17 protein-coding genes and 1 riboswitch are annotated in these 18,482 nt (G+C 38.0%); of the genes, 12 read left to right on the top strand and 5 right to left on the bottom strand.

Annotation, left to right across the window (positions count from 1 at the left end):
- The first annotated feature begins 119 nt into the window (after positions 1-119).
- Positions 120-881 carry a class I SAM-dependent methyltransferase gene (locus TY11_RS13735; RefSeq protein WP_042147234.1) on the top strand — a complete coding sequence of 254 codons (762 nt, stop codon included), beginning with the start codon at positions 120-122 and terminating at the stop codon, positions 879-881.
- Positions 882-1,016: 135 nt separating this feature from the next.
- Here TY11_RS13735 and TY11_RS13730 read toward each other — a convergent pair whose 3' ends face one another.
- Positions 1,017-2,198, bottom strand: coding sequence for an MFS transporter (locus TY11_RS13730; RefSeq protein WP_042147232.1), 1,182 nt, complete (start codon positions 2,196-2,198; stop codon positions 1,017-1,019).
- A gap of 77 nt (positions 2,199-2,275) precedes the next feature.
- Positions 2,276-2,375: riboswitch (purine riboswitch) on the bottom strand.
- A 1,119-nt stretch (positions 2,376-3,494) separates the two neighbouring features.
- Between TY11_RS13730 and TY11_RS20670 the strand changes: the two genes are divergently transcribed.
- Both TY11_RS20670 and truA read left to right on the top strand, forming a co-directional pair.
- Entirely contained in the window at positions 3,495-3,617 is a 123-nt protein-coding gene (locus TY11_RS20670; protein ID WP_197025097.1) for a transposase, read from the top strand.
- Positions 3,618-3,991: 374 nt separating this feature from the next.
- Complete coding sequence (gene truA / locus TY11_RS13710; protein ID WP_042147225.1) at positions 3,992-4,729, top strand: tRNA pseudouridine(38-40) synthase TruA; 738 nt, start codon at positions 3,992-3,994, stop codon at positions 4,727-4,729.
- A 229-nt stretch (positions 4,730-4,958) separates the two neighbouring features.
- Here the strand turns inward: truA and TY11_RS13705 are convergent, their stop codons facing one another.
- The gene (locus TY11_RS13705) at positions 4,959-5,519 is read right to left on the bottom strand and encodes a hypothetical protein (protein WP_052345844.1); all 561 of its coding nucleotides are present in this window, start codon (positions 5,517-5,519) and stop codon (positions 4,959-4,961) included.
- A 144-nt stretch (positions 5,520-5,663) separates the two neighbouring features.
- On the opposite strand from TY11_RS13705, the gene TY11_RS13700 reads away from it, so the two are divergent.
- From TY11_RS13700 to queF, 4 genes are all read left to right on the top strand, one after another.
- The gene (locus TY11_RS13700) at positions 5,664-7,364 is read left to right on the top strand and encodes a DUF2207 domain-containing protein (RefSeq protein ID WP_042147224.1); all 1,701 of its coding nucleotides are present in this window, start codon (positions 5,664-5,666) and stop codon (positions 7,362-7,364) included.
- A 241-nt stretch (positions 7,365-7,605) separates the two neighbouring features.
- Entirely contained in the window at positions 7,606-8,292 is a 687-nt protein-coding gene (gene queC, locus TY11_RS13695; protein WP_255342705.1) for a 7-cyano-7-deazaguanine synthase QueC, read from the top strand.
- Complete coding sequence (locus TY11_RS13690; protein WP_042147219.1) at positions 8,285-8,860, top strand: VUT family protein; 576 nt, start codon at positions 8,285-8,287, stop codon at positions 8,858-8,860. The genes queC and TY11_RS13690 overlap by 8 nt, the downstream gene beginning before the upstream one ends.
- A 39-nt stretch (positions 8,861-8,899) precedes the next feature.
- Entirely contained in the window at positions 8,900-9,388 is a 489-nt protein-coding gene (gene queF / locus TY11_RS13685; RefSeq protein WP_042147217.1) for a preQ(1) synthase, read from the top strand.
- A gap of 342 nt (positions 9,389-9,730) precedes the next feature.
- Here the strand turns inward: queF and TY11_RS20865 are convergent, their stop codons facing one another.
- Positions 9,731-9,838: a putative holin-like toxin gene (locus tag TY11_RS20865; protein WP_231495824.1), complete on the bottom strand. Its 108-nt coding sequence runs from the start codon at positions 9,836-9,838 to the stop codon at positions 9,731-9,733.
- 270 nt (positions 9,839-10,108) lie between these two features.
- On the opposite strand from TY11_RS20865, the gene TY11_RS13680 reads away from it, so the two are divergent.
- The 3 genes from TY11_RS13680 to TY11_RS13670 all read left to right on the top strand — a co-directional run bounded on the left by TY11_RS13680 (position 10,109) and on the right by TY11_RS13670 (position 12,547).
- Complete coding sequence (locus tag TY11_RS13680) at positions 10,109-11,410, top strand: DEAD/DEAH box helicase (protein WP_042147215.1); 1,302 nt, start codon at positions 10,109-10,111, stop codon at positions 11,408-11,410.
- Positions 11,411-11,502: 92 nt separating this feature from the next.
- Positions 11,503-12,126 carry a hypothetical protein gene (locus tag TY11_RS13675; protein WP_042147213.1) on the top strand — a complete coding sequence of 208 codons (624 nt, stop codon included), beginning with the start codon at positions 11,503-11,505 and terminating at the stop codon, positions 12,124-12,126.
- Positions 12,127-12,172: 46 nt separating this feature from the next.
- The gene (locus TY11_RS13670; RefSeq protein ID WP_042147211.1) at positions 12,173-12,547 is read left to right on the top strand and encodes a nucleotide excision repair endonuclease; all 375 of its coding nucleotides are present in this window, start codon (positions 12,173-12,175) and stop codon (positions 12,545-12,547) included.
- A gap of 335 nt (positions 12,548-12,882) precedes the next feature.
- Here TY11_RS13670 and TY11_RS21015 read toward each other — a convergent pair whose 3' ends face one another.
- Entirely contained in the window at positions 12,883-13,041 is a 159-nt protein-coding gene (locus TY11_RS21015; protein ID WP_255342704.1) for a DUF2935 domain-containing protein, read from the bottom strand.
- An 86-nt stretch (positions 13,042-13,127) separates the two neighbouring features.
- Entirely contained in the window at positions 13,128-13,481 is a 354-nt protein-coding gene (locus tag TY11_RS13665) for a hypothetical protein (protein ID WP_042147208.1), read from the bottom strand.
- A gap of 339 nt (positions 13,482-13,820) precedes the next feature.
- On the opposite strand from TY11_RS13665, the gene TY11_RS13660 reads away from it, so the two are divergent.
- Both TY11_RS13660 and TY11_RS13655 read left to right on the top strand, forming a co-directional pair.
- Positions 13,821-14,138: a hypothetical protein gene (locus TY11_RS13660; RefSeq protein ID WP_042147205.1), complete on the top strand. Its 318-nt coding sequence runs from the start codon at positions 13,821-13,823 to the stop codon at positions 14,136-14,138.
- Positions 14,139-14,307: 169 nt separating this feature from the next.
- Positions 14,308-18,462: a S8 family serine peptidase gene (locus TY11_RS13655; protein ID WP_052345843.1), complete on the top strand. Its 4,155-nt coding sequence runs from the start codon at positions 14,308-14,310 to the stop codon at positions 18,460-18,462.
- Positions 18,463-18,482 lie beyond the last annotated feature (20 nt).

Below are 18,482 nucleotides of genomic sequence, written 5' to 3'. Positions count from 1 at the left end.
TCTACATGATACAAAAAATTAAAATATAAGTCTATTATTATTTTTCTTAATATAGGAAAATAACAGTGTGCACAAGAAAGGTAACGTTACCAATTACGAAGTTGAAAAGAGGGAGATAGTTGAAACGAACATTCTCAACAGATGAAGCGATTAAGCGTTGGAATCTACATGCCGAATCATTTACAGCGAGATATACAAAATACGGGGACAAAAGTAGAATCGTAGCATTAAACCCAACTATTTTTTCGTTAATGGGTGAAGTGAATGGGAAACAAGTATTAGATGCTGGCTGTGGGGAAGGGTATTTAAGTCGCCTACTGGCGGATAAAGGTGCCGAGGTTACGGCAGTTGATTACTCTGATAAAATGCTAGAAATTGCAGATGAACGAACACCAAGTGAGGCAAGAATACACTATTATTACGGAAACTGTGAGAATTTAGATTTCCTAGAAGGTGAACAGTTCGATATGATAGTTTCTAACATGGTAATACTAGATTTAGAGGATTATCAGTCCGCGTTACGGGAGATGTACCGTCTTTTGAAACCAGGTGGCACTTTTATATTTTCTATTTTGCACCCATGTTTTATAACACCAAATAGTGGTTGGATACGAAATGATCAAGGAGAAAAAAGCTCCTGGAAGGTGGATCGTTATTTTCATGAAGGAGTATATGATCAACGATTTCCTTTTGGTACAGGGGATCCAATCGTCTGGTATCATCGCACCTTAACTAGTTACTTTAAAGCTATACTACGGGCCGGGTTTATAGTAGAAGATTTGGTGGAACCTAAGCCTTCTAAGGAAATATTAAGAAAATATCCTGAGCTTAAGGAAGACTTAAATTGTGCGGATTTTGTGGTTTTTAAGTTGGGGAAATAGGGGAGATTAACTATCGCTGGACTATGGTTTGACAACTAAGCCTCAAAAGACAAAAAGCAGGAACTTCCATAATAGGTGTATTTTGAAGAAAGTATTCATTAGACAAATAAAGAACCAGCAACTATGCTGGTTCTTTTACTTTACATCCGAAGCTAAAATACTATTTGTTCTCTCTTTCGGCTTTCTCGTCAAAGAAAAGATCGCACAAAGCAAGGAGATAATTACAATCGCGCCTCCAAACCATGACATGTGAGATACTGATCCGGTTTCATTTAACACAATGCCACCGAATGCAGAACCAAGAGAAATACCTATTTGTAACGCTGAATTATTAAAGCTTTGCTGAATATCAGATGTAGCAGGATCTGTTTGAATCAGGTAGCTTTGTTGTGGTGGTGCTAGGCTCCAACTTAGCGCTCCCCAAACCATCATAACTGGTAGGAATACAATAAGGGAAAAAGTAGTAAATGGTAATAAGAATAGCACAACGGCAAACAAACTGATGACAACAATGATGCTTTTTTTAGCTCCAATCGAATCGGATAGAATTCCCCCGAATGCTCCACCACTTACTGCTGCAATCCCAAATAATAGATAACAAAGACTAATCCAACTGGAATTCAGATGAAGTTCTGTTTCTAAAAAAGGAGTAAAGTATGCATAAATCGTATAATGACCTGCTAGTAAGAACATAGTTGCAAGATGTGCACTGCCTATTTTGAAGCTAGCCACAGCCTTTAATTGCTCTGAAAGTGGGGTCGTGTTTTCTCCCTGAATTCGCTCAAAAAAGATGGAAATTAGTACAAAAGAACCTATCGATAAAATAGCAATTCCAAGAAAAATAACGCGCCAGCCAAATGTATCGGAAATCATAATTCCAAGTGGTACACCCATGACTAGTGACGAGCTAATTCCCATATAAATGAGCCCCACAGCCTTTGCTTGATGTGTTGGTGACACAATTTTTGCAGCAATGGTTAATGATAATACTACGATAAGTGCTGTACTCATCGCACTCAAAACCCTTGCAATCATCATAAAGGTAAAATTGGGACTGAAATATGTCATGATATTGCTGATGAAAAAGATAAACAAGGAGATGAGATATAATTTCTTACGTTCTATTTTGCTAGTTAATACTAGTAACACTGGACCGGAAACGGCATAAATAAGTGCGAAAACGGTGATTAGTTGTCCAGCAGAGCTTAATGAAATGTTTAAATCAGTTGCGATAGTTGGAAGTATTCCACCAACGATTAATTCAACAAGTCCAACTGCAACAGTTGATAATGCAAGTATAAAAACTTTTAAATTCATATTCTGTCTCGTCCTTTCTCGTGATGTTAGTAATAAGATGTTTTTTGAATACACAAAAAAATCCTGATTACAAAAAATGAATCATCTTCATTTTCTGTAATCAGGATTTTACGGTTCCTGGTAGAGACCCTCAAGCCATATTCTTGAGGTTATACAGGTATATTTATTTATAGTACTTTGAACATTGTACTAGCTATCACAGATTTTTTCAAGTGTTAATTTCCGGAAGTGATATGACAATGGAGGAAAGGACCACGACATAATGGAGCTTCACTTTATGTTCCTAAGACAAGGCATACGAAAATGGGGTAAGATGAAAGTATTCGTATAATAGGAAAAGTTGATAAGAGCATAAAGGAAGTAAAAATCATAGCGAGAAAGTAATAAACAAGGAGACAACAAAAACAATGAACAATTATTAATTGACCATTCAGAAAAATTGTAGTATAAAAGCACTGTTTTCAATTTAAATATTGCCAAAAATCAACTTACTGGATATACTTTTTCCGTAAAGTGTAAATTTTTACAAAAACAGCAAAAAACAAAATAACTGCATGGGGTGCTCCAAAGTTAGCGTTGGTAGTATCTGCTGCAGTTCTTATTGCGATGGATTATTTGAATATTGGCTATAAAATCGCAGTGGAAATTGATAAACGTGATAAAAGACCAAGGAGTGGATACATAGATATACTATGAAAATAAAAATAATAAAATATGGAACTATTATTTTGTGGATGGTCTTGTTTGTATATGCTGTTAATCTATTAAATATTCCTAAAAACATATACTATTTGTTAATAGCTACACCAATTTTGGTTGGAAGTGTCTTGTTTATTTATTATTTATTTGAGAAAGCTGAGAAAAAGGAACGTTAATTAATTTCCTTTTCATTGATAACATCTGAACTCTAAAATTATGAGATTACAAGCAATTGTTTATTTCGATTTGGGAAATGATATTCCAAATAATGTAAATTGATCAAATCTATAACTTTTAATAATTTAGAATCTGAGCTCAAGTAACCGAATTTGCCAAAAAAGATGGGAGATGGACCTTTTAATTTTGATAGAATAGGGTCCACCTTCCATTTTCTTATTAAGATTTTCCACGGTAAGATACAATAGCAGCCACCACTTATGATAAGCAAAGACTCCTTTTCATATGTATACACTCTAAGAAATTCTTTCACTTAGTTCACCTCTTTGAATTTTTTGTGCAAAAATATCAAAGGCAGCTAGGGATGGGTACTGCACCCCAAAAGTTAGAGTGAAAGATCTAACTTTTGGGGTATTTTATATGGCTAAGTATAGTGATAAATTTAAGGTAATGATTGTGAAGGAATATCTTGAAGGTCCTCTTTGGTACATATTATTGGCCGAGAAATATGGAATTCCAAGTAATTCACCCATTCCAGAATAGGTATATTCATAAAAAGCGTTCTAAAAAGGTTTATTCTGTTCAATTTAAGTTAAATGTATTAAACTTTATGAAACAAATGGGCGCTTCTTACCAAGATTTCGCAATAGAATGTAAGATAAATCCATCTCTTACTAAACCTAGAACAGAATTTCTCTTAGTGTTCAAGGAAACAATCTTGTCTCAAAGTTTAATAATGGAGAATCAGTAACAGTTTTGCTAGAAGTATTAGGAGCATCTGCAGGAATTCGTAAACCCCATAAAGGAGGATTTCCTATGGGGCCTACGAAATAATGAATCCTGTAAATTAAAATCTAGGTAATCTATAAGGTAGTTATCATAGCTATAAAGTAAAGAAACAAGGAGACAACAAATCAATGAACAACTATAAATTAACCATTCAATATGATGGTGGCCGTTACAAGGGTTGGCAACGACTTGGAAATAGTGACAATACCATTCAAGGGAAAATTGAAAATGTATTAACAGAGTTGGCAGGAGAAAAGATTGAAATCATTGGATCCGGAAGAACGGATGCAGGTGTACATGCTCTTGCTCAAATCGCTAATTTTAAAATGCGTAAAAATGCAAAGGAAGATGAAGTGATGCAGTACCTAAATAGATATCTTCCTCATGATATTAGCATTGTAGATGTTGCGTTAGTGGATGATCGTTTTCATGCACGCTATAATGCGAAAGATAAAACCTATCTGTATAAGATTTGGAATATGCCATATACACATCCCTTCATGCGAAAGTACAGTATGCATGTGGAGGAAAAGCTTGATATTGAAAAGATGAGAAAAGCAACTAACTATTTTCTAGGTAAGCATGACTTTACTTCCTATTCCAACGCAAAGTCGAAGAAAAAGTCCATGGTGCGTGAAATATGCTCCATTGATATAAAGGAAAATGATGGCTTTATCGAGATTAAATTACAAGGTGATGGCTTCCTTTACAACATGGTAAGAAAAATTGTTGGAACATTAATTGAAGTTGGGTTAGGCGAAAAAGATGCTACTGCAATACCGAGTATTCTTGAATCGAAAGAAAGAATTCAAACAGGTCGTATGGCGGATGCTGAAGGGTTGTATTTGGAGAAGGTTGGTTTTTAGACTATCTCCTAGGGTCTGACCCATTGTCATCTTTTGTACAACAAAGTAGCAGCTGGAAAATAATATACGCTTCATTATAAATTATGATGATTCGCCAAAATGCAAGAGCAGTAGATCTGGTGCTCTTGCATTTTGCATGGAGCATACTTTACGAACCATGCGCCTGCTTCCTATTAATTCGTAAGTATTCAATTGATTGCTCTAGCAAACCCTTAGACTATACTTTATTTTATTTCATTTGTTGATTCGTATCGCAATATTGGCAACTAATAACTTGACCCTCAAAACCTGAAATAGAAGCTCCACATGACTTGCACTCCTGGGTGACCTTAACTGGTTGTTTTCCAAATACACCTTTAACAGTGTTTAAGGTATCCTTTATAGAACTTGCAATAAATTCTGTCCCTGGTATTGTTCTATTGTCAAATATATCTATTGCGGAATCTTGTCCCAACACAAGTTGATTAATTGCTCTTATCCAATCCCTTACTACTTTCTTTGATTCAAACCCAAAGTATTCTTGTCCATTAGTGAAGTATACTTCAAGCTGCGGCGATCCGTTAGCTCGTTTTCCTAAAATTGTTTGTGCTTTGCCATTAAATACTTTAATTTGATCTACTGGAAATCTTGATATATTCTTTACCTTTCCAAATAGACTTTTATTAATCAAAATTAAGTTTAAGTTAGTTAAGATAAGTTCATCCGTATGATTAGCCATAATACCACCGCGAGCAATTCTATTTTGTTTTAAAATCACTACTTCATCTGAACGCAAATTATATTGGTTCATCAATACACCTCCTACTATATTAAATATTTAAAATATTATAGCATGAATGGTAAAGCCTTAGCTAGCTGCTGGAACACCTGTACCACTTGAAACCTATTCCCTATATAAATCGTATAAGTTATTACAAGACAAGGGGGCCATAAAATGAGAAAGTTATTTATAGCTATTGTTGCCGTGCTGGCAATTATGATATTTCCAATCAGTGCCCTGGCTGCTGAGTATGATATTGAAAAAACGGATATTCATGCATACTTACAGATGGACGGTAATGTTCAGGTAGAGGAGATACACACGTATGCATTTGACGGTGACTTCAATGGAATCACCCGCACATTGATTGCCAAAAAAGGTACACAGATTCAGGATGTGAAAGCATCGGAAAATGGTACTGCATTGGATGTGGAACAGGAAGACAATTTATACAAAGTTTATCGCGATGGTGCCGATGAAACGGTCACCATTCATTTGACGTATACCATTAAAGACGGGGTAGAGGTATATTCGGATATGGGACAATTTTACTGGCCATTTTTCGATCAAAATAATGAATCAGATTATAATAACCTCGATATCTACATTCATCCACCCAAACCGACCGGGGATGTTGAATTCATTGGCTATGATAGTGCCTGGGATACGGGAAAAGCTGACAAAGACGGTGTTGTCCATTTTGCGATGGGGCATGTATCCTCCGGTCAAAAAGGCGATGTTCGGGTAGCTTATGATTCATCGCTATTTTCCGTAGCTTCATCTGCAGGGGATACGTCTATTCGAGATGATATTTTACTGGATAAAGAAGAGAAAGAAGCTGAAATTGCAGCGTTTAAAAAGGACAAAGATATGTTTAATCGTATTGCGCCTTATGTTGTCTTTGGATTTGCGCTTTATTTACTTATCCTCATGATGCGACGTAGTCAATATAAACGCAAAATTAATTCGGAGATTGAGCGTCGGTTTGTCGATGCCTTTTTCGTTCCAAAAACAGGCTTGAGCATGCCAGCCACGATTCAGTACATGAATAATGGGGTGCTTGACACACATGCTTTGACGGCGGCCCTGCTTGACTTGGTGCGCAAAGACTATGTAAAAGAAAAAGACGATGAGACATTTGTCGTCGTCAACAGGCAGACAGACCATATGCACGAACAGATGCTGATTGCCTGGTTATTCGACATGGTTGGCAAAAATGGAACATTCCGTCTGTCGGACCTTGCAACGTACACGAAAAATAAAAACAATCATGAAAGTTATTGGAATAATTTCATGCAGTGGCAACAAAGTGTCAAACAGGAAGTAGATGCGAAAGGGCTCTATGAAAAACGGAATAATAAACGAATGGCAGTTGGGCTTTCCAGTCTTATTATGCTTCCTCTCACCATTCTGTTTGGCGTGTATGAATTATATGGCTGGATGATTGCCGCCATTGTACTAGTAGTCTGCGTGATTGTATTAGCAATCGGTGGCAAACGAAAAACTGCCGAGGGTGCTTATATCAAAGAACAATGGGATAGATTTGGGATTAAGTTTGCTGATTTAACACCAACGGAATGGAATGAATGGCTTGACGATGATCAGAAACGCGCATTTATATATGGACTGGGCCTAAACAATCAAGCCATACAAAAGAAGAACAAAATCCTTTTGGAACATGCGTCACAGTATGATCAGTTGAATCATGATTCGGGCATGAATATGTTTTTGTTTCTAATGATTGCGTCATCAGCACATACGTATTTTGACCAGGCTGAAGCTTCGGCTGCACCCAACATCTCAACCGGAAGCAGTGGGACACCTGGGGTGGGTGGCGGCATTGGTGGAGGTGGTGGCGGTTCTGGTGCGTTTTGATCATCGGGTCTTAGATCGGATACACCAAGGTTAGAGGGTTGGGCAAAAATCCATAAAACAAAAAAGACGCGCTGATTAGTGTGTCCTTTATAATGGAGCATTAATAAGTACAAGGGAATAGGACACCTCCCTTGTACTTATTTTTTTAGCACGATCTAGTTTAGCGTCTTTCTACTTGAACTTCCTACCCTATCCCAATATCAAAAAATACTATATACTGTTACCCAGAGGGTTCGAAACCATCCCCTCTTTAAACAAAACTAGGGAGGAATTTTATATGGAAAAAGCAGTAGTTGTATTTAGTGGCGGGCAAGATTCAACGACATGTCTCCTATGGGCATTGGAGAGATTTGATAACGTTGAAACCGTCACTTTTTTGTATGGTCAAAGGAATAGGTCAGAACTTGATTCAGCCAAGAAGATTACCGAGGATTTGGGAGTAAAACATACCGTTCTGGATATGAATTTACTTAACCAGCTGACCGATAATGCGATGACCAGAAAGGATATGGAAATCGATGAGTCAGGTGAAGTGCCCAATACATTTGTACCGGGAAGAAATCATATTTTCCTTTCTTTTGCAGCTATTTTTGCAAAAGGTATCGGTGCAAGGCATATCATTACCGGAGTAAGTGAAACGGATTTTAGTGGCTATCTGGATTGCCGGAATAATTTCATTAAGTCATTAAATCTGACGTTGAACCTTGCCATGGATCATCCTTTCGAAATACATACGCCATTAATGTGGAAAAATAAATCCCAGACATGGGAAATGGCAGATGAAATGGGAAAACTAGAATATATCAGAAAGCATACAACGACCTGTTATAACGGAATCATAGGAGACGGTTGTGGGGAATGTCCTTCCTGCAAATTAAGAAAGCAAGGGCTTGACGCTTACTTGGCAGGAGGTCGCGCACATGTATAGGATTCTCATATACTTATTATCTATTGTTCTTGCAAATGTGATAACAGCTAAATTCGCCCCACTTAATCTTGGGTTATTTATTATCCCGTATGGGACGTTATTTATTGGATTGACACTCGTCATGCGCGATATGGTGCAGAATAAATACGGCCGTGCCAAAACATATATGTGGATTGCAGCAGCACTCGCGTTGTCGGCGGTTACGAGTCATCTGCTGGGAGATGCATTATGGGTGGTATTCGCCTCGACCCTTAGCTTCATCATATCGGAAACGACTGATACGGAAATATATACACGTTTCAAGCTTCCTTTTGTTAGGCGTGTTATGGTTTCCGGCATTGTCTCTGGATTCCTTGATTCGGCTGTATTTGTCATTATTGGAATAGGGCCTTTAGGTCTTGGATACGTTCCATGGGATTTGGTTCCATATGCAATAGCTGGGCAGTGGGTGGCAAAAGTGCTTATGCAATTGATTGTTGCTGGAGGAATAAGACATTTCGTTATGAAATTGGGAATCTATGAACCGAATATTTCGGATTTTAAACCTACAAAGACACAAATCGTATAGGTAGTACGGTGAAATAAGAATAATTGGAGGAGAGTAAAAGTGAAAGCAAGCGATACAAAAGACCTTACCTTATTGGGAAATCAGAATACAACCTATGAGTATGATTACAATCCGAATGTACTAGAGACATTCGAAAATCAGCACCAGGAAAATAATTACTTCGTGAAATTCAACTTTCCGGAGTTTACGAGTCTCTGCCCAATGACCGGGCAACCAGACTTTGCAACAATCTATATTTCTTACATTCCTGATAAGAGAATGGTAGAAAGTAAGTCACTTAAGCTATACATGTTTAGCTTTAGAAATCATGGGGCTTACCATGAAGACTGCGTCAACATCATGATGAAAGATCTAATCAAACTAATGGATCCAAGGTATATCGAAGTGTGGGCAAAATTCACACCACGCGGAGGTATATCGATTGATCCATATTGTAATTATGGAAAGCCGGGAACTAGTTTTCAGGAGATGGCTAGTACAAGGTTGATGCAGCATGATCTTTATCCGGAGAAGGTGGATAATAGGTAGGTGCTGTAAATGTGTAAAATAAGGGTCTTCCATTTGGCTTGGGTGATTGCTGAATGGAAGGCTTTTTTATTTTTGGCTTGAATACTTATAGGATGTTACTTTTGATACAAGCTCCTTGATTATCGTCTGCCAGTAAATTTTACCGCTGTATCCCATCCGTCCCAGGATTACTAATGAGAGAGATTGACAGTATAAACATATCAAATTATACTAATAATAAGAAAAAGGTACTTAGTAGCGGTAACTACTAAGTACCACAACTACTCACCGCATAAAGAGCGGTTGACCGGTTAAGTTGTTAGAGCAAAAAGAAGTAATCGCACAACCTTGTCACAGGGGCGGTTACTTCTTTTTATTTAGAATGACGACGATTGTAACAATTAATGATACTCCAGCTATAAAAGAATAGCTAAATTGAACAAGTAAACTTATTGCCTCGTAAGTCGTCATCCTTACCACCTCCCTTCATAAGGAAGATGGCCAACCGCCCACTATACTATGTAGTTGTTGTCTATATAATATCATATGATGGAATAAATTTATATTGAAATTAGAATGTTTGTTCGTGGGTTAAAAGACTGACCCCAATTTCACTCGGTAGCACATCAACGGAAATGCTACATTAATAATCCAATTCACTCTGTAAATACTAACCAATATGCTATAGTAAACAAGCCTTTGAAAACTGGCATTAATATACGAAAAGAGACGTGATTAGCCTTGCCTGATTTTTTACAACTTGGAATACGAAAAGAGATTAACCATACATTAAAGTCATTAGGAATAGTAGCTCCTACTTCCATCCAAGAACGGACGATTCCATCTGTACTAGAGGGGAAGGATGTTATTGCAAAAGCACAAACGGGAACAGGAAAGACGCTGGCTTTTGTTCTTCCTATTCTGGAAAAGATTGATGTGCATAAGTCAGATGTTCAAGCACTTATATTAACCCCAACAAGAGAATTAGCTCAACAAATTTCAAAAGAAATAAAGAGAATGGTTGAAAACGTAGAAGGCATCAATACGTTAGCTGTGTATGGTGGTCAGGATGTGGCGCATCAATTAAAAAAGTTAAAAGGTGCCACACATATAGTCGTTGCAACACCAGGTCGGTTATTAGATCACATTCGTCGTGGATCAATCGATCTTTCAACGGTTCAGATGCTTGTGTTAGATGAAGCTGACCAAATGTTACATATGGGCTTTCTTCCAGAGGTGGATGACATCATTCATGAAACACTTTCTTCTAGACAAACCATGCTATTCTCTGCAACCATGCCTAACGAAATACACACTTTAGCAAAGAAATATATGGTAGAGCCAGATTTCATTGAAGTGAAAGCAAAACGTGTTACGGTTGATGAGATTAAACAAGTAGTTGTTGAAACAACGGATAGAAGAAAGCAAGCAACTTTACTACATTTAATTAAAGAACATCGTCCTTTTTTAGCGATTATATTCTGTCGTACAAAAGTTCGTGCTAAAAAACTACATGATGCACTGAGTGCGAGCGGGTATGAATCAGACGAATTGCATGGCGATTTAACACAGTCCAAACGTGAAAAAGCGATGAAGCGATTTCGTGAGGCGAAAACGCAATTTTTAGTTGCTACTGACGTTGCTGCACGGGGCCTTGATGTAGAAGGGGTGACACATGTCTATAATTATGATATTCCACAAGATGTTGAAAGCTATGTTCACCGGATTGGAAGGACTGGGCGTGCAGGTGGAGACGGGGTTGCTATTACTTTAGTAGCTCCTAAGGATATGGAGTTCCTACGAATGATTGAAAAAGGGATTCAACAAAAATTCGACATACAAGTGATTGAAGGGGTAAGCATCCCTGATCGGGAGGATTATGATAGAGTAAGCCGTAAACAATCAAAAGAAGGAAAGTTCTCTGAAGGTCGTAAAAAAACAGGTGGGAATTCAGCAAATCCTTCTTCAAGTAGGAAACCTAATAATAATCGACTAAAAGGCAATTCAGATACTACAACAAGAGGTAGAAAACGTACTCGTTAAAGAGTGAATAACACGAAATGGCGTGCTTATCCCAAAATACACGAAAGCAGTACCGCACCGGGGACAGGCACGAAATTCAGGAGGACATACCAATGTTACATAAACGAATGAAACAATACATTTCATCTGAATTGATGAGTGAAGAGCAACAAGCTGCAACCTCGGTTGAAATATATCAAGAGGAAAAAGAGTTTATTAAGAAATATGAATTAATCTCAAATGACATTACATTAATAGAAAAAGATCCTACGACACGTTTCATAGATGCCTACATAGAAAGATGTGATAAAGAAACAGAAGAAACGCTAGCTAAAGAATCATTTGTTTTCTTAGAACAACCGATTGACTACCTTCAAAAACACAAGAATGAATTTCTATACTTAGAATCGAATTGGTTGGAACTAATCGGCGTCGATGCGATTTCGTTGGAATTAAGTGATGTATTTGGTACATACGACGTTATGGTAGGATTGCAGTTGCAGAAAAAGTTTGAGATATCTCTTAAAGAAAACATAAGTAAAGAATTATATGGAGATGAAGCAAGATTTGAATTGATATTCAATCAAAAGGATGGCGTGTGGGACTTGAATTTTGCCTTGAATAATGTGCAAGGGTTTCATGAGGAGATGTCATTAGAGGAAGCTTATCTGTTAATTTATCGATTTTTATTTAAACTAGTGGAGAGAATAGAAGAAGGAAGTAAGGACGTAAATTAACTGTTATATCGCATTTCTTTCTATACAGAAAAGGACGTGTTTAACCATGATAAATATTAGCATACCAACTCCAGATATTACGATTACAGAACGGAAGCAAATTCTGAAGGAAAATGAACCAGAAATCAAACCTATTTATGGATTTATTGATTTTCATCTAATACCAAGAGATAAAGGTGGTATTTTCTTGTTTTATAATATAAATGATGAGCTTCTTTTTGTTGGAAAAGCACGGAAACTACGCCAAAGAATTAAAAAACATTTTGAGGATACTGTTTCACCTATTAAAATGCACAGAGATGAAGTATATAAAATCGATATTTGTTTAGTAGAAGATCCAATGGAAAGAGAAATTTATGAAACATATATAATTAATGAGCTCAAGTCGAGATACAACGTGGACAAAGTGTTTTATAAATAAGTGTGTTTTTCGTAAACATTGTTGCTTTTTTAGAACTGTTGATTACAGCTATGACAGATGATTAATAGGGATAGTTCAGGCGCTACATTGTGAAGTATCAGAACGGCCTTAGAATTTCATTTAGTAATTACAGGTAAATGGGCAGTAGAACTTAATAGTTCTACTGCCTATTATTATAGAAATAAAAAGTAGCATTCCTACGCAACAAATTGAAATCAAAGGACTAATGAAATAAGGAAGGATTTTAGCTAGTTTTGTAGAAATATGCAATATAGAGAAAAATTATAATAATGGAAGGGGTCTGACCCCTTTCCTTCTATGATGAGAACATATTCCTAGAGCTCATTGACCATATGGTTCAAGAACGTTGGCGAGACATGAATGCCTATATCACCAGTAAGTTGTCTCTTTATTGTCGAAAGCTTAAATTCTATTAAGTGCTCTGTGGCGGTTTCGGCTTTTTTGGTAAAGGCAATAACATTATTATTGGACAGCTGAACCGTATCACAGTTTAAAATGAATTTAAGAGTCGAGCTTCCCTCAAAACACCCAAGGGGAGTCTACCTTAATTGAAAAAGTATCATTGCATTTGATCTACTATTCTTTGTAAACCAGATAGATTTCCCTTACCTAAAGTGGACCAGTAATCAATATGCTGTTGGACAGCGGCTAATGCTCTATTAAAAGCCTTATCACCATAATCTTCCTTAATGCTCTCTAAAAGAAATCTATTAGTAGCATTATTAAAAGCCCTCTTATATACTTCACCATCCATCATTGCCAAAAATATTGTTATAAAAGCTTGTGCAGAACCTTCATTCATGCCTGTTACCTTATTTATTTCTATTTTCCCTTCGCTTCTAGTAAGTTTTCCTGAGTAGACTATCTTGGCAATTTCATATGCACCCTTACTCATTTCCATTGTGATTCCCATTTCAAATCTCTCCTTAATATATAATTGCTTTCATTATAATATAAAAACGCGTGACTGGATTTAGATCTTTTTATGGTCAATTACTACTGTTAACTTATGAAAATCAAACATGGTTAACAAAATTGTAGAAATCATATGGGAAGCTTTTGAGAGAATATATGACCAATGGAGTTATTTAAGGATGACACAAATAATCTAGTTAACATATTGAGGACAATCCTAAAAAAATGCCACCTTTTCTATATCTAGTCCGACTATAGATGTGAAAGGGTTTATATAACTTTACTATACCATGGTCATATTTTATCCCAAATAATACATAGAAAAGGAGATTCAAAGATGGATTTTATGGAAGAGGAGTTATTTATATTTTTTGAGCATTTGGGAGAGGAACCATTATCGGGGGCAGCAAGGAGTTTATGGCTTGCATTGTTACATGCTAATAAAGAGGCAGGTTGGGCTGAGGAGTTTTCAATACTAGGAGCAATTTTAAAGGTAAAGTGTGGTTCGTCAGGTATTACGTTTAGACGGGCTAGAAAGGAATTGATAAAACATGGGTACATTGAATATCGTCCAGGAAGGACCAGAGGGACAGGTACCATGGTCCAATTGCCTAGCTCAGCAATGGACCACGGTGCCTGTCTCCGCGGTTCTTAAAGTATCTCTACGGTTCCAATAACAAAAGTCGAAAAAATAGCCCCAATTCCCCACAAAACTCTTCCAAATACCGACAACTTTCTCACCACCATTCCTGTAGTCTATTCCTAATATGATAGTTTTCAACAATTATCTATCTTATTAAAAAAGATTTCAGGAGGGTTGTTCATTGAGAAAACGAGGTCTAATGCGCATTTTATTTCTTCTTTCGACAGTAATGCTAGTTTTGAGTACATTTTTATCACCAATAGTCACTGCACAAACTCAAAACAATACTAGCAACCTACAACAAGCAGCTATATACAAAATAGACAACAAAGTTAAACAGAAAATGGACTCTAGTGAGGAAGTATCCGTCATCATTACACTAAATGATCAAGTCGATGCTTCTAAAGTAATGAAACAAGCCAACAAAAAGGCACTAGGGTTAAACAAGAAGCATATGGTGCGTTCTGAGATTTTAACAGAGTTAAAGGCGAACGCCCATCAATCACAAGAACCTTTAGTAAAACTATTAAACCAAGAAAAACAAAAAGGAAAAGTTAAGAAATACAAATCCTATCATGTAATTAATGCGATTACGTTTACTGGTTCTAAAGAAGTAGTGGAAAAAATTGCTTCAATGAATGAAGTTAATAAAATCTATTTAGATGAAGAAAGACATCTAGTAGAAGAAACAGATTCAACGACAAATTCCACAGGAGAAAATGCACAATGGAACGTCGATCAAGTCTTAGCACCTGAAGCATGGGAGTTAGGTGTTGATGGTACTGGAGCTGTTGTTGCAAGCATTGATTCCGGAGTTCTATGGGATCACCCAGCCCTTAAGGAAAAATATCGTGGCTACAATGCTGCAGATGGTTCCGTAGAACATCAATATAGTTTCTTTGATGCAGTCAATGGACAAGCAGAGAGCTATGATGATAATGGACACGGGACTCATGTTACTGGGACAATGGTTGGAAGTGAGCCGGATGGTTCGAATCAAATCGGTGTTGCTCCTGGGGCGAAGTGGATTGCTGCGAAAGCATTTGATGCAGCAGGAAATGGATCGGATTCGAATATTTTAGAAGCTGCGGAGTGGATTATGGCACCTGGAGGTCGAGTGGATTTGGCTCCGGATGTGGTGAATAATTCATGGAGTGGTGGACCAGGTATTAATGAGTGGTTTTTAGAGGTTGTTCAGACATGGAGAGCCTATGGTATTTTCCCAGTATTTGCAGCTGGTAATGCATCAATTCTAATTCCGAATGGACCTGGTACGATTGCTAGCCCTGCAAACTACCCGGAGTCGTTTGCGGTTGGGGCGGTAAATGATGAGAATGTATTAGCGGACTTTTCATTCCAGGGGCCATCTCCATATGGGGAAATTAAGCCTGATTTAACCGCACCTGGGGTGAAAATTCGCTCGACTTTACCAGATGGGACCTATGGAGATAAGAGTGGTACTTCGATGGCAGCTCCACATGTTGCTGCAGCGGTTGCATTACTACGCCAGGCTAACGCCAGTATCACAGTAGATGAGATTGAACAAGTGTTACTCGAGACGGCTACACCTTTAATCGACCGAGACTTCACCGAGTCACCGAACCACGGCTATGGTTATGGATTGTTGAATGTCTATGATGCTGTATTATCGGAAACACAAGGTATGGGAATCATTACTGGTAATGTAACGATTGAAGGGGAAGACGAGGAAGCTCCTGTCTATTCCCACAATCCAATACAAGAGGTTTCGGAGGGGCAACAAATCGATCTGATGGTAGAAGCAAGTGATAATATCAGTGTGGAATCAGTAGAACTGTCGTACAAAGTAAATGATGGTGAGTGGATTAGTGTTACTGCGGAGCGAATTTCTGGAGACTATTTATCTGGTGAATATCTCGCTACGATTCCAGCAGGTGTTGCTGAGGCAGGGACACTAACCTATCAATGGACCATTACAGACTTTGCTGGAAATAGTGTGAATAGTGAAGAGTATCTCGTCACGATACTAGAAAGCTTATCAATTGGTTACTTTGAAGATTTTGAAACAGAACCAGAGGGATGGACTGTGGTAGGAGAGAATCCGACTTGGGAATGGGGAGTTCCAACGTCAGGTCCTAATGCCGCGGCATCTGGTGAACATGTTTATGCTACGAATCTAGCAGGGAACTATAGGGATTCGATGAGAGAAATGCTTGTTATGCCAGCAATCTCTCTACCAGAAGAACCAGCTAGCTTACATTTTAAACAATGGCATAGCTTTGAACAGTCTATCTATACTGGAACAGCATATGATTATGGATATGTCATGGTGTCACCGAACGGTCAAGATTGGACAGGGTTGTTAATGGTAAAAGGAGATTCAGAGAGTTGGGTCGATGCATCGGTTGATCTATCCGCATATGCTGGGCAAGGAATTTTCATCGCATTTTATACCTATTCAGATTCCAGTACCAATAGACCTGGTTGGTATATTGATGATGTTTCTTTACAAGCAGGAGTAGATGGAGCGAGTAGTAATACAGATTCAAAACCAGCTACTATCCAAACAACAGATTTAGTAGATTTGAATGCTGATATCGAAGCGGACAATACATTATCCTTACTGCCAATTGAGGCACAAGTAAGCGTATTGGAGACAGGGCGTTCAACGGTAACCAACCCACAAAATGGTGGTTTTGCTTTACGTCATCCTGCAGGGGAATATTCTGTAGTTGCTGAATCCTATGGTTATCATGCCCAAACGGAAACAGTTGCCATTGTAGATGACGAAGAAGAAGCAGTGAACTTTACCCTTCAAGAGAAGTTAAGGGGAACTATCACTGGTGTTATCACCGATGAACTAACAGGGGAACCAGTTGAAGGCGCAAGAGTCTACCTAGTAGAGGATGCTAATATTGAGCCGGCAGTGACTAATGCCGATGGCTCATTCGAGTTAACAGCTTTTGAAGGAACGTACACGCTTAAGGTGTCTGATCCAATGCATTATCCGAATACGGCAGAAATAACTGTAGAAGGTGATGCAGAAGTTGTCCAAAACATTACACTAGCACCAATTGTCGGTACATCTGAAACAATCTCTTATGATGATGGAACAGCAGAAGCACTTAATTATTTCCACACTCCTGGTAATGGTTGGGCTGTGAAAATGTCTCTTAAAGAAGGCGAAACAAGAGCAGTCTTAACCGGTGGTTATTACAAGTTTGATGGCGGTAATCGTCCGGACCCAGGTGGAACGGAATTTTTAGTGGAAGTGTATGATGCAACAGGGCCAAATGGTTTACCTGGAGAGAAAATTGCCGGACCTTTTGAAGCAGAAGCCATTCGTTCTCATACGGATTGGACATTCATTGATTTAAGTGGTGAGGAAATTGTTGTGGAAGGTGATTTTTACCTTGCCTATATTCAAAGTGATGGATTCCCGTATATACCGGCAATTAATCGGGATACGAGCAATGGAACTTCGGGAAGAAACTATTCCTATATTGATGGTGTATGGAAGCAGACTTCACCAAACGATGGAAACTATATGATTCGAGCTGTCGTAGCATATGATGAAGCAGTGCCAAAGATTACTTCACCAACAACCAATACCTATACAAATGATGACACGGTTACGGTTAGTGGACAAGCACAACCAAATACAGAAGTTCATTTGTTTAATAACGGTTCAGAAGCAGCTATCGTTACTTCAGCAGGTGATGGAACGTTTCATGCGGAAGTCTCCTTAACAGAAGGTGAGAATGTGATTTCTTCTCGTGCTACCCAAGGAGAAGGGTTCACTAGAACATCTAATAAAGTGAAGGTAATACTAGATAGCACTTCTCCAGTTGTATCGATTCTTTCACCGGAAGATGGAGAGCGATTTAATACCACATCCGTAAGTGTTCAGGCGCAAGTGGACGATGAGAATCTGGATACTGTTAGCATAAATGGTACAGAAGCGACTCTAGTAGATGGAAACTATGAAGCTACTGTAACTCTTGAACAAGGAGCAAATCGTATCTCTGTTACGGCAACAGATAAAGCTGGAAATGAAACTGTCCAAACCATCACGGTCGATGTTGATTCCATTGCACCAGCCATCACAATTAATTCTCCAGTAGATGGCGAAACAAGTCACAAGAAATCGGTGAAATTAGAAGGACAAGTTTCCGATGCTAATTTAGATTTTGTACGTGTAAATGGAAAAGATACGAAAGTGAAAAATGGTTCATTTAGTACCAATGTTAGTCTGGAAGATGGCGAGAATGTAATTATAATCTGGTCGAAGGATACATTTGGGAATGAGACATGGGAGCAAGTGAAGGTTGTTTATAGTAAGAAGAAAGGAAAGTAGAATTTCAGGATTATAGAGAA

It is taken from the genome of Paucisalibacillus algeriensis (assembly GCF_000577245.1).
Classification (GTDB): Bacteria; Bacillota; Bacilli; order Bacillales; family Amphibacillaceae; genus Ornithinibacillus.
The sequence above is the reverse complement of the archived record's forward strand: the minus strand, read 5'-3'. Positions and strand labels throughout refer to the sequence as shown.

Bases quoted from the DNA above. Each gene is read 5' to 3' on its own strand.
- TY11_RS13665 (WP_042147208.1), bottom strand. From the start codon at position 13,481: ATGGGAATCACAATGGAAATGAGTAAGGGTGCATATGAAATTGCCAAG.
- TY11_RS20865 (WP_231495824.1), bottom strand. From the start codon at position 9,838: ATGACGACTTACGAGGCAATAAGTTTACTTGTTCAATTTAGCTATTCT.
- TY11_RS13700 (WP_042147224.1), top strand. From the start codon at position 5,664: ATGAGAAAGTTATTTATAGCTATTGTTGCCGTGCTGGCAATTATGATA.
- TY11_RS13705 (WP_052345844.1), bottom strand. From the start codon at position 5,519: ATGAACCAATATAATTTGCGTTCAGATGAAGTAGTGATTTTAAAACAA.
- TY11_RS13730 (WP_042147232.1), bottom strand. From the start codon at position 2,198: ATGAATTTAAAAGTTTTTATACTTGCATTATCAACTGTTGCAGTTGGA.
- TY11_RS13660 (WP_042147205.1), top strand. From the start codon at position 13,821: ATGGATTTTATGGAAGAGGAGTTATTTATATTTTTTGAGCATTTGGGA.
- truA (WP_042147225.1), top strand. From the start codon at position 3,992: ATGAACAACTATAAATTAACCATTCAATATGATGGTGGCCGTTACAAG.
- TY11_RS13675 (WP_042147213.1), top strand. From the start codon at position 11,503: ATGTTACATAAACGAATGAAACAATACATTTCATCTGAATTGATGAGT.
- TY11_RS20670 (WP_197025097.1), top strand. From the start codon at position 3,495: ATGGCTAAGTATAGTGATAAATTTAAGGTAATGATTGTGAAGGAATAT.
- TY11_RS13690 (WP_042147219.1), top strand. From the start codon at position 8,285: ATGTATAGGATTCTCATATACTTATTATCTATTGTTCTTGCAAATGTG.
- TY11_RS13670 (WP_042147211.1), top strand. From the start codon at position 12,173: ATGATAAATATTAGCATACCAACTCCAGATATTACGATTACAGAACGG.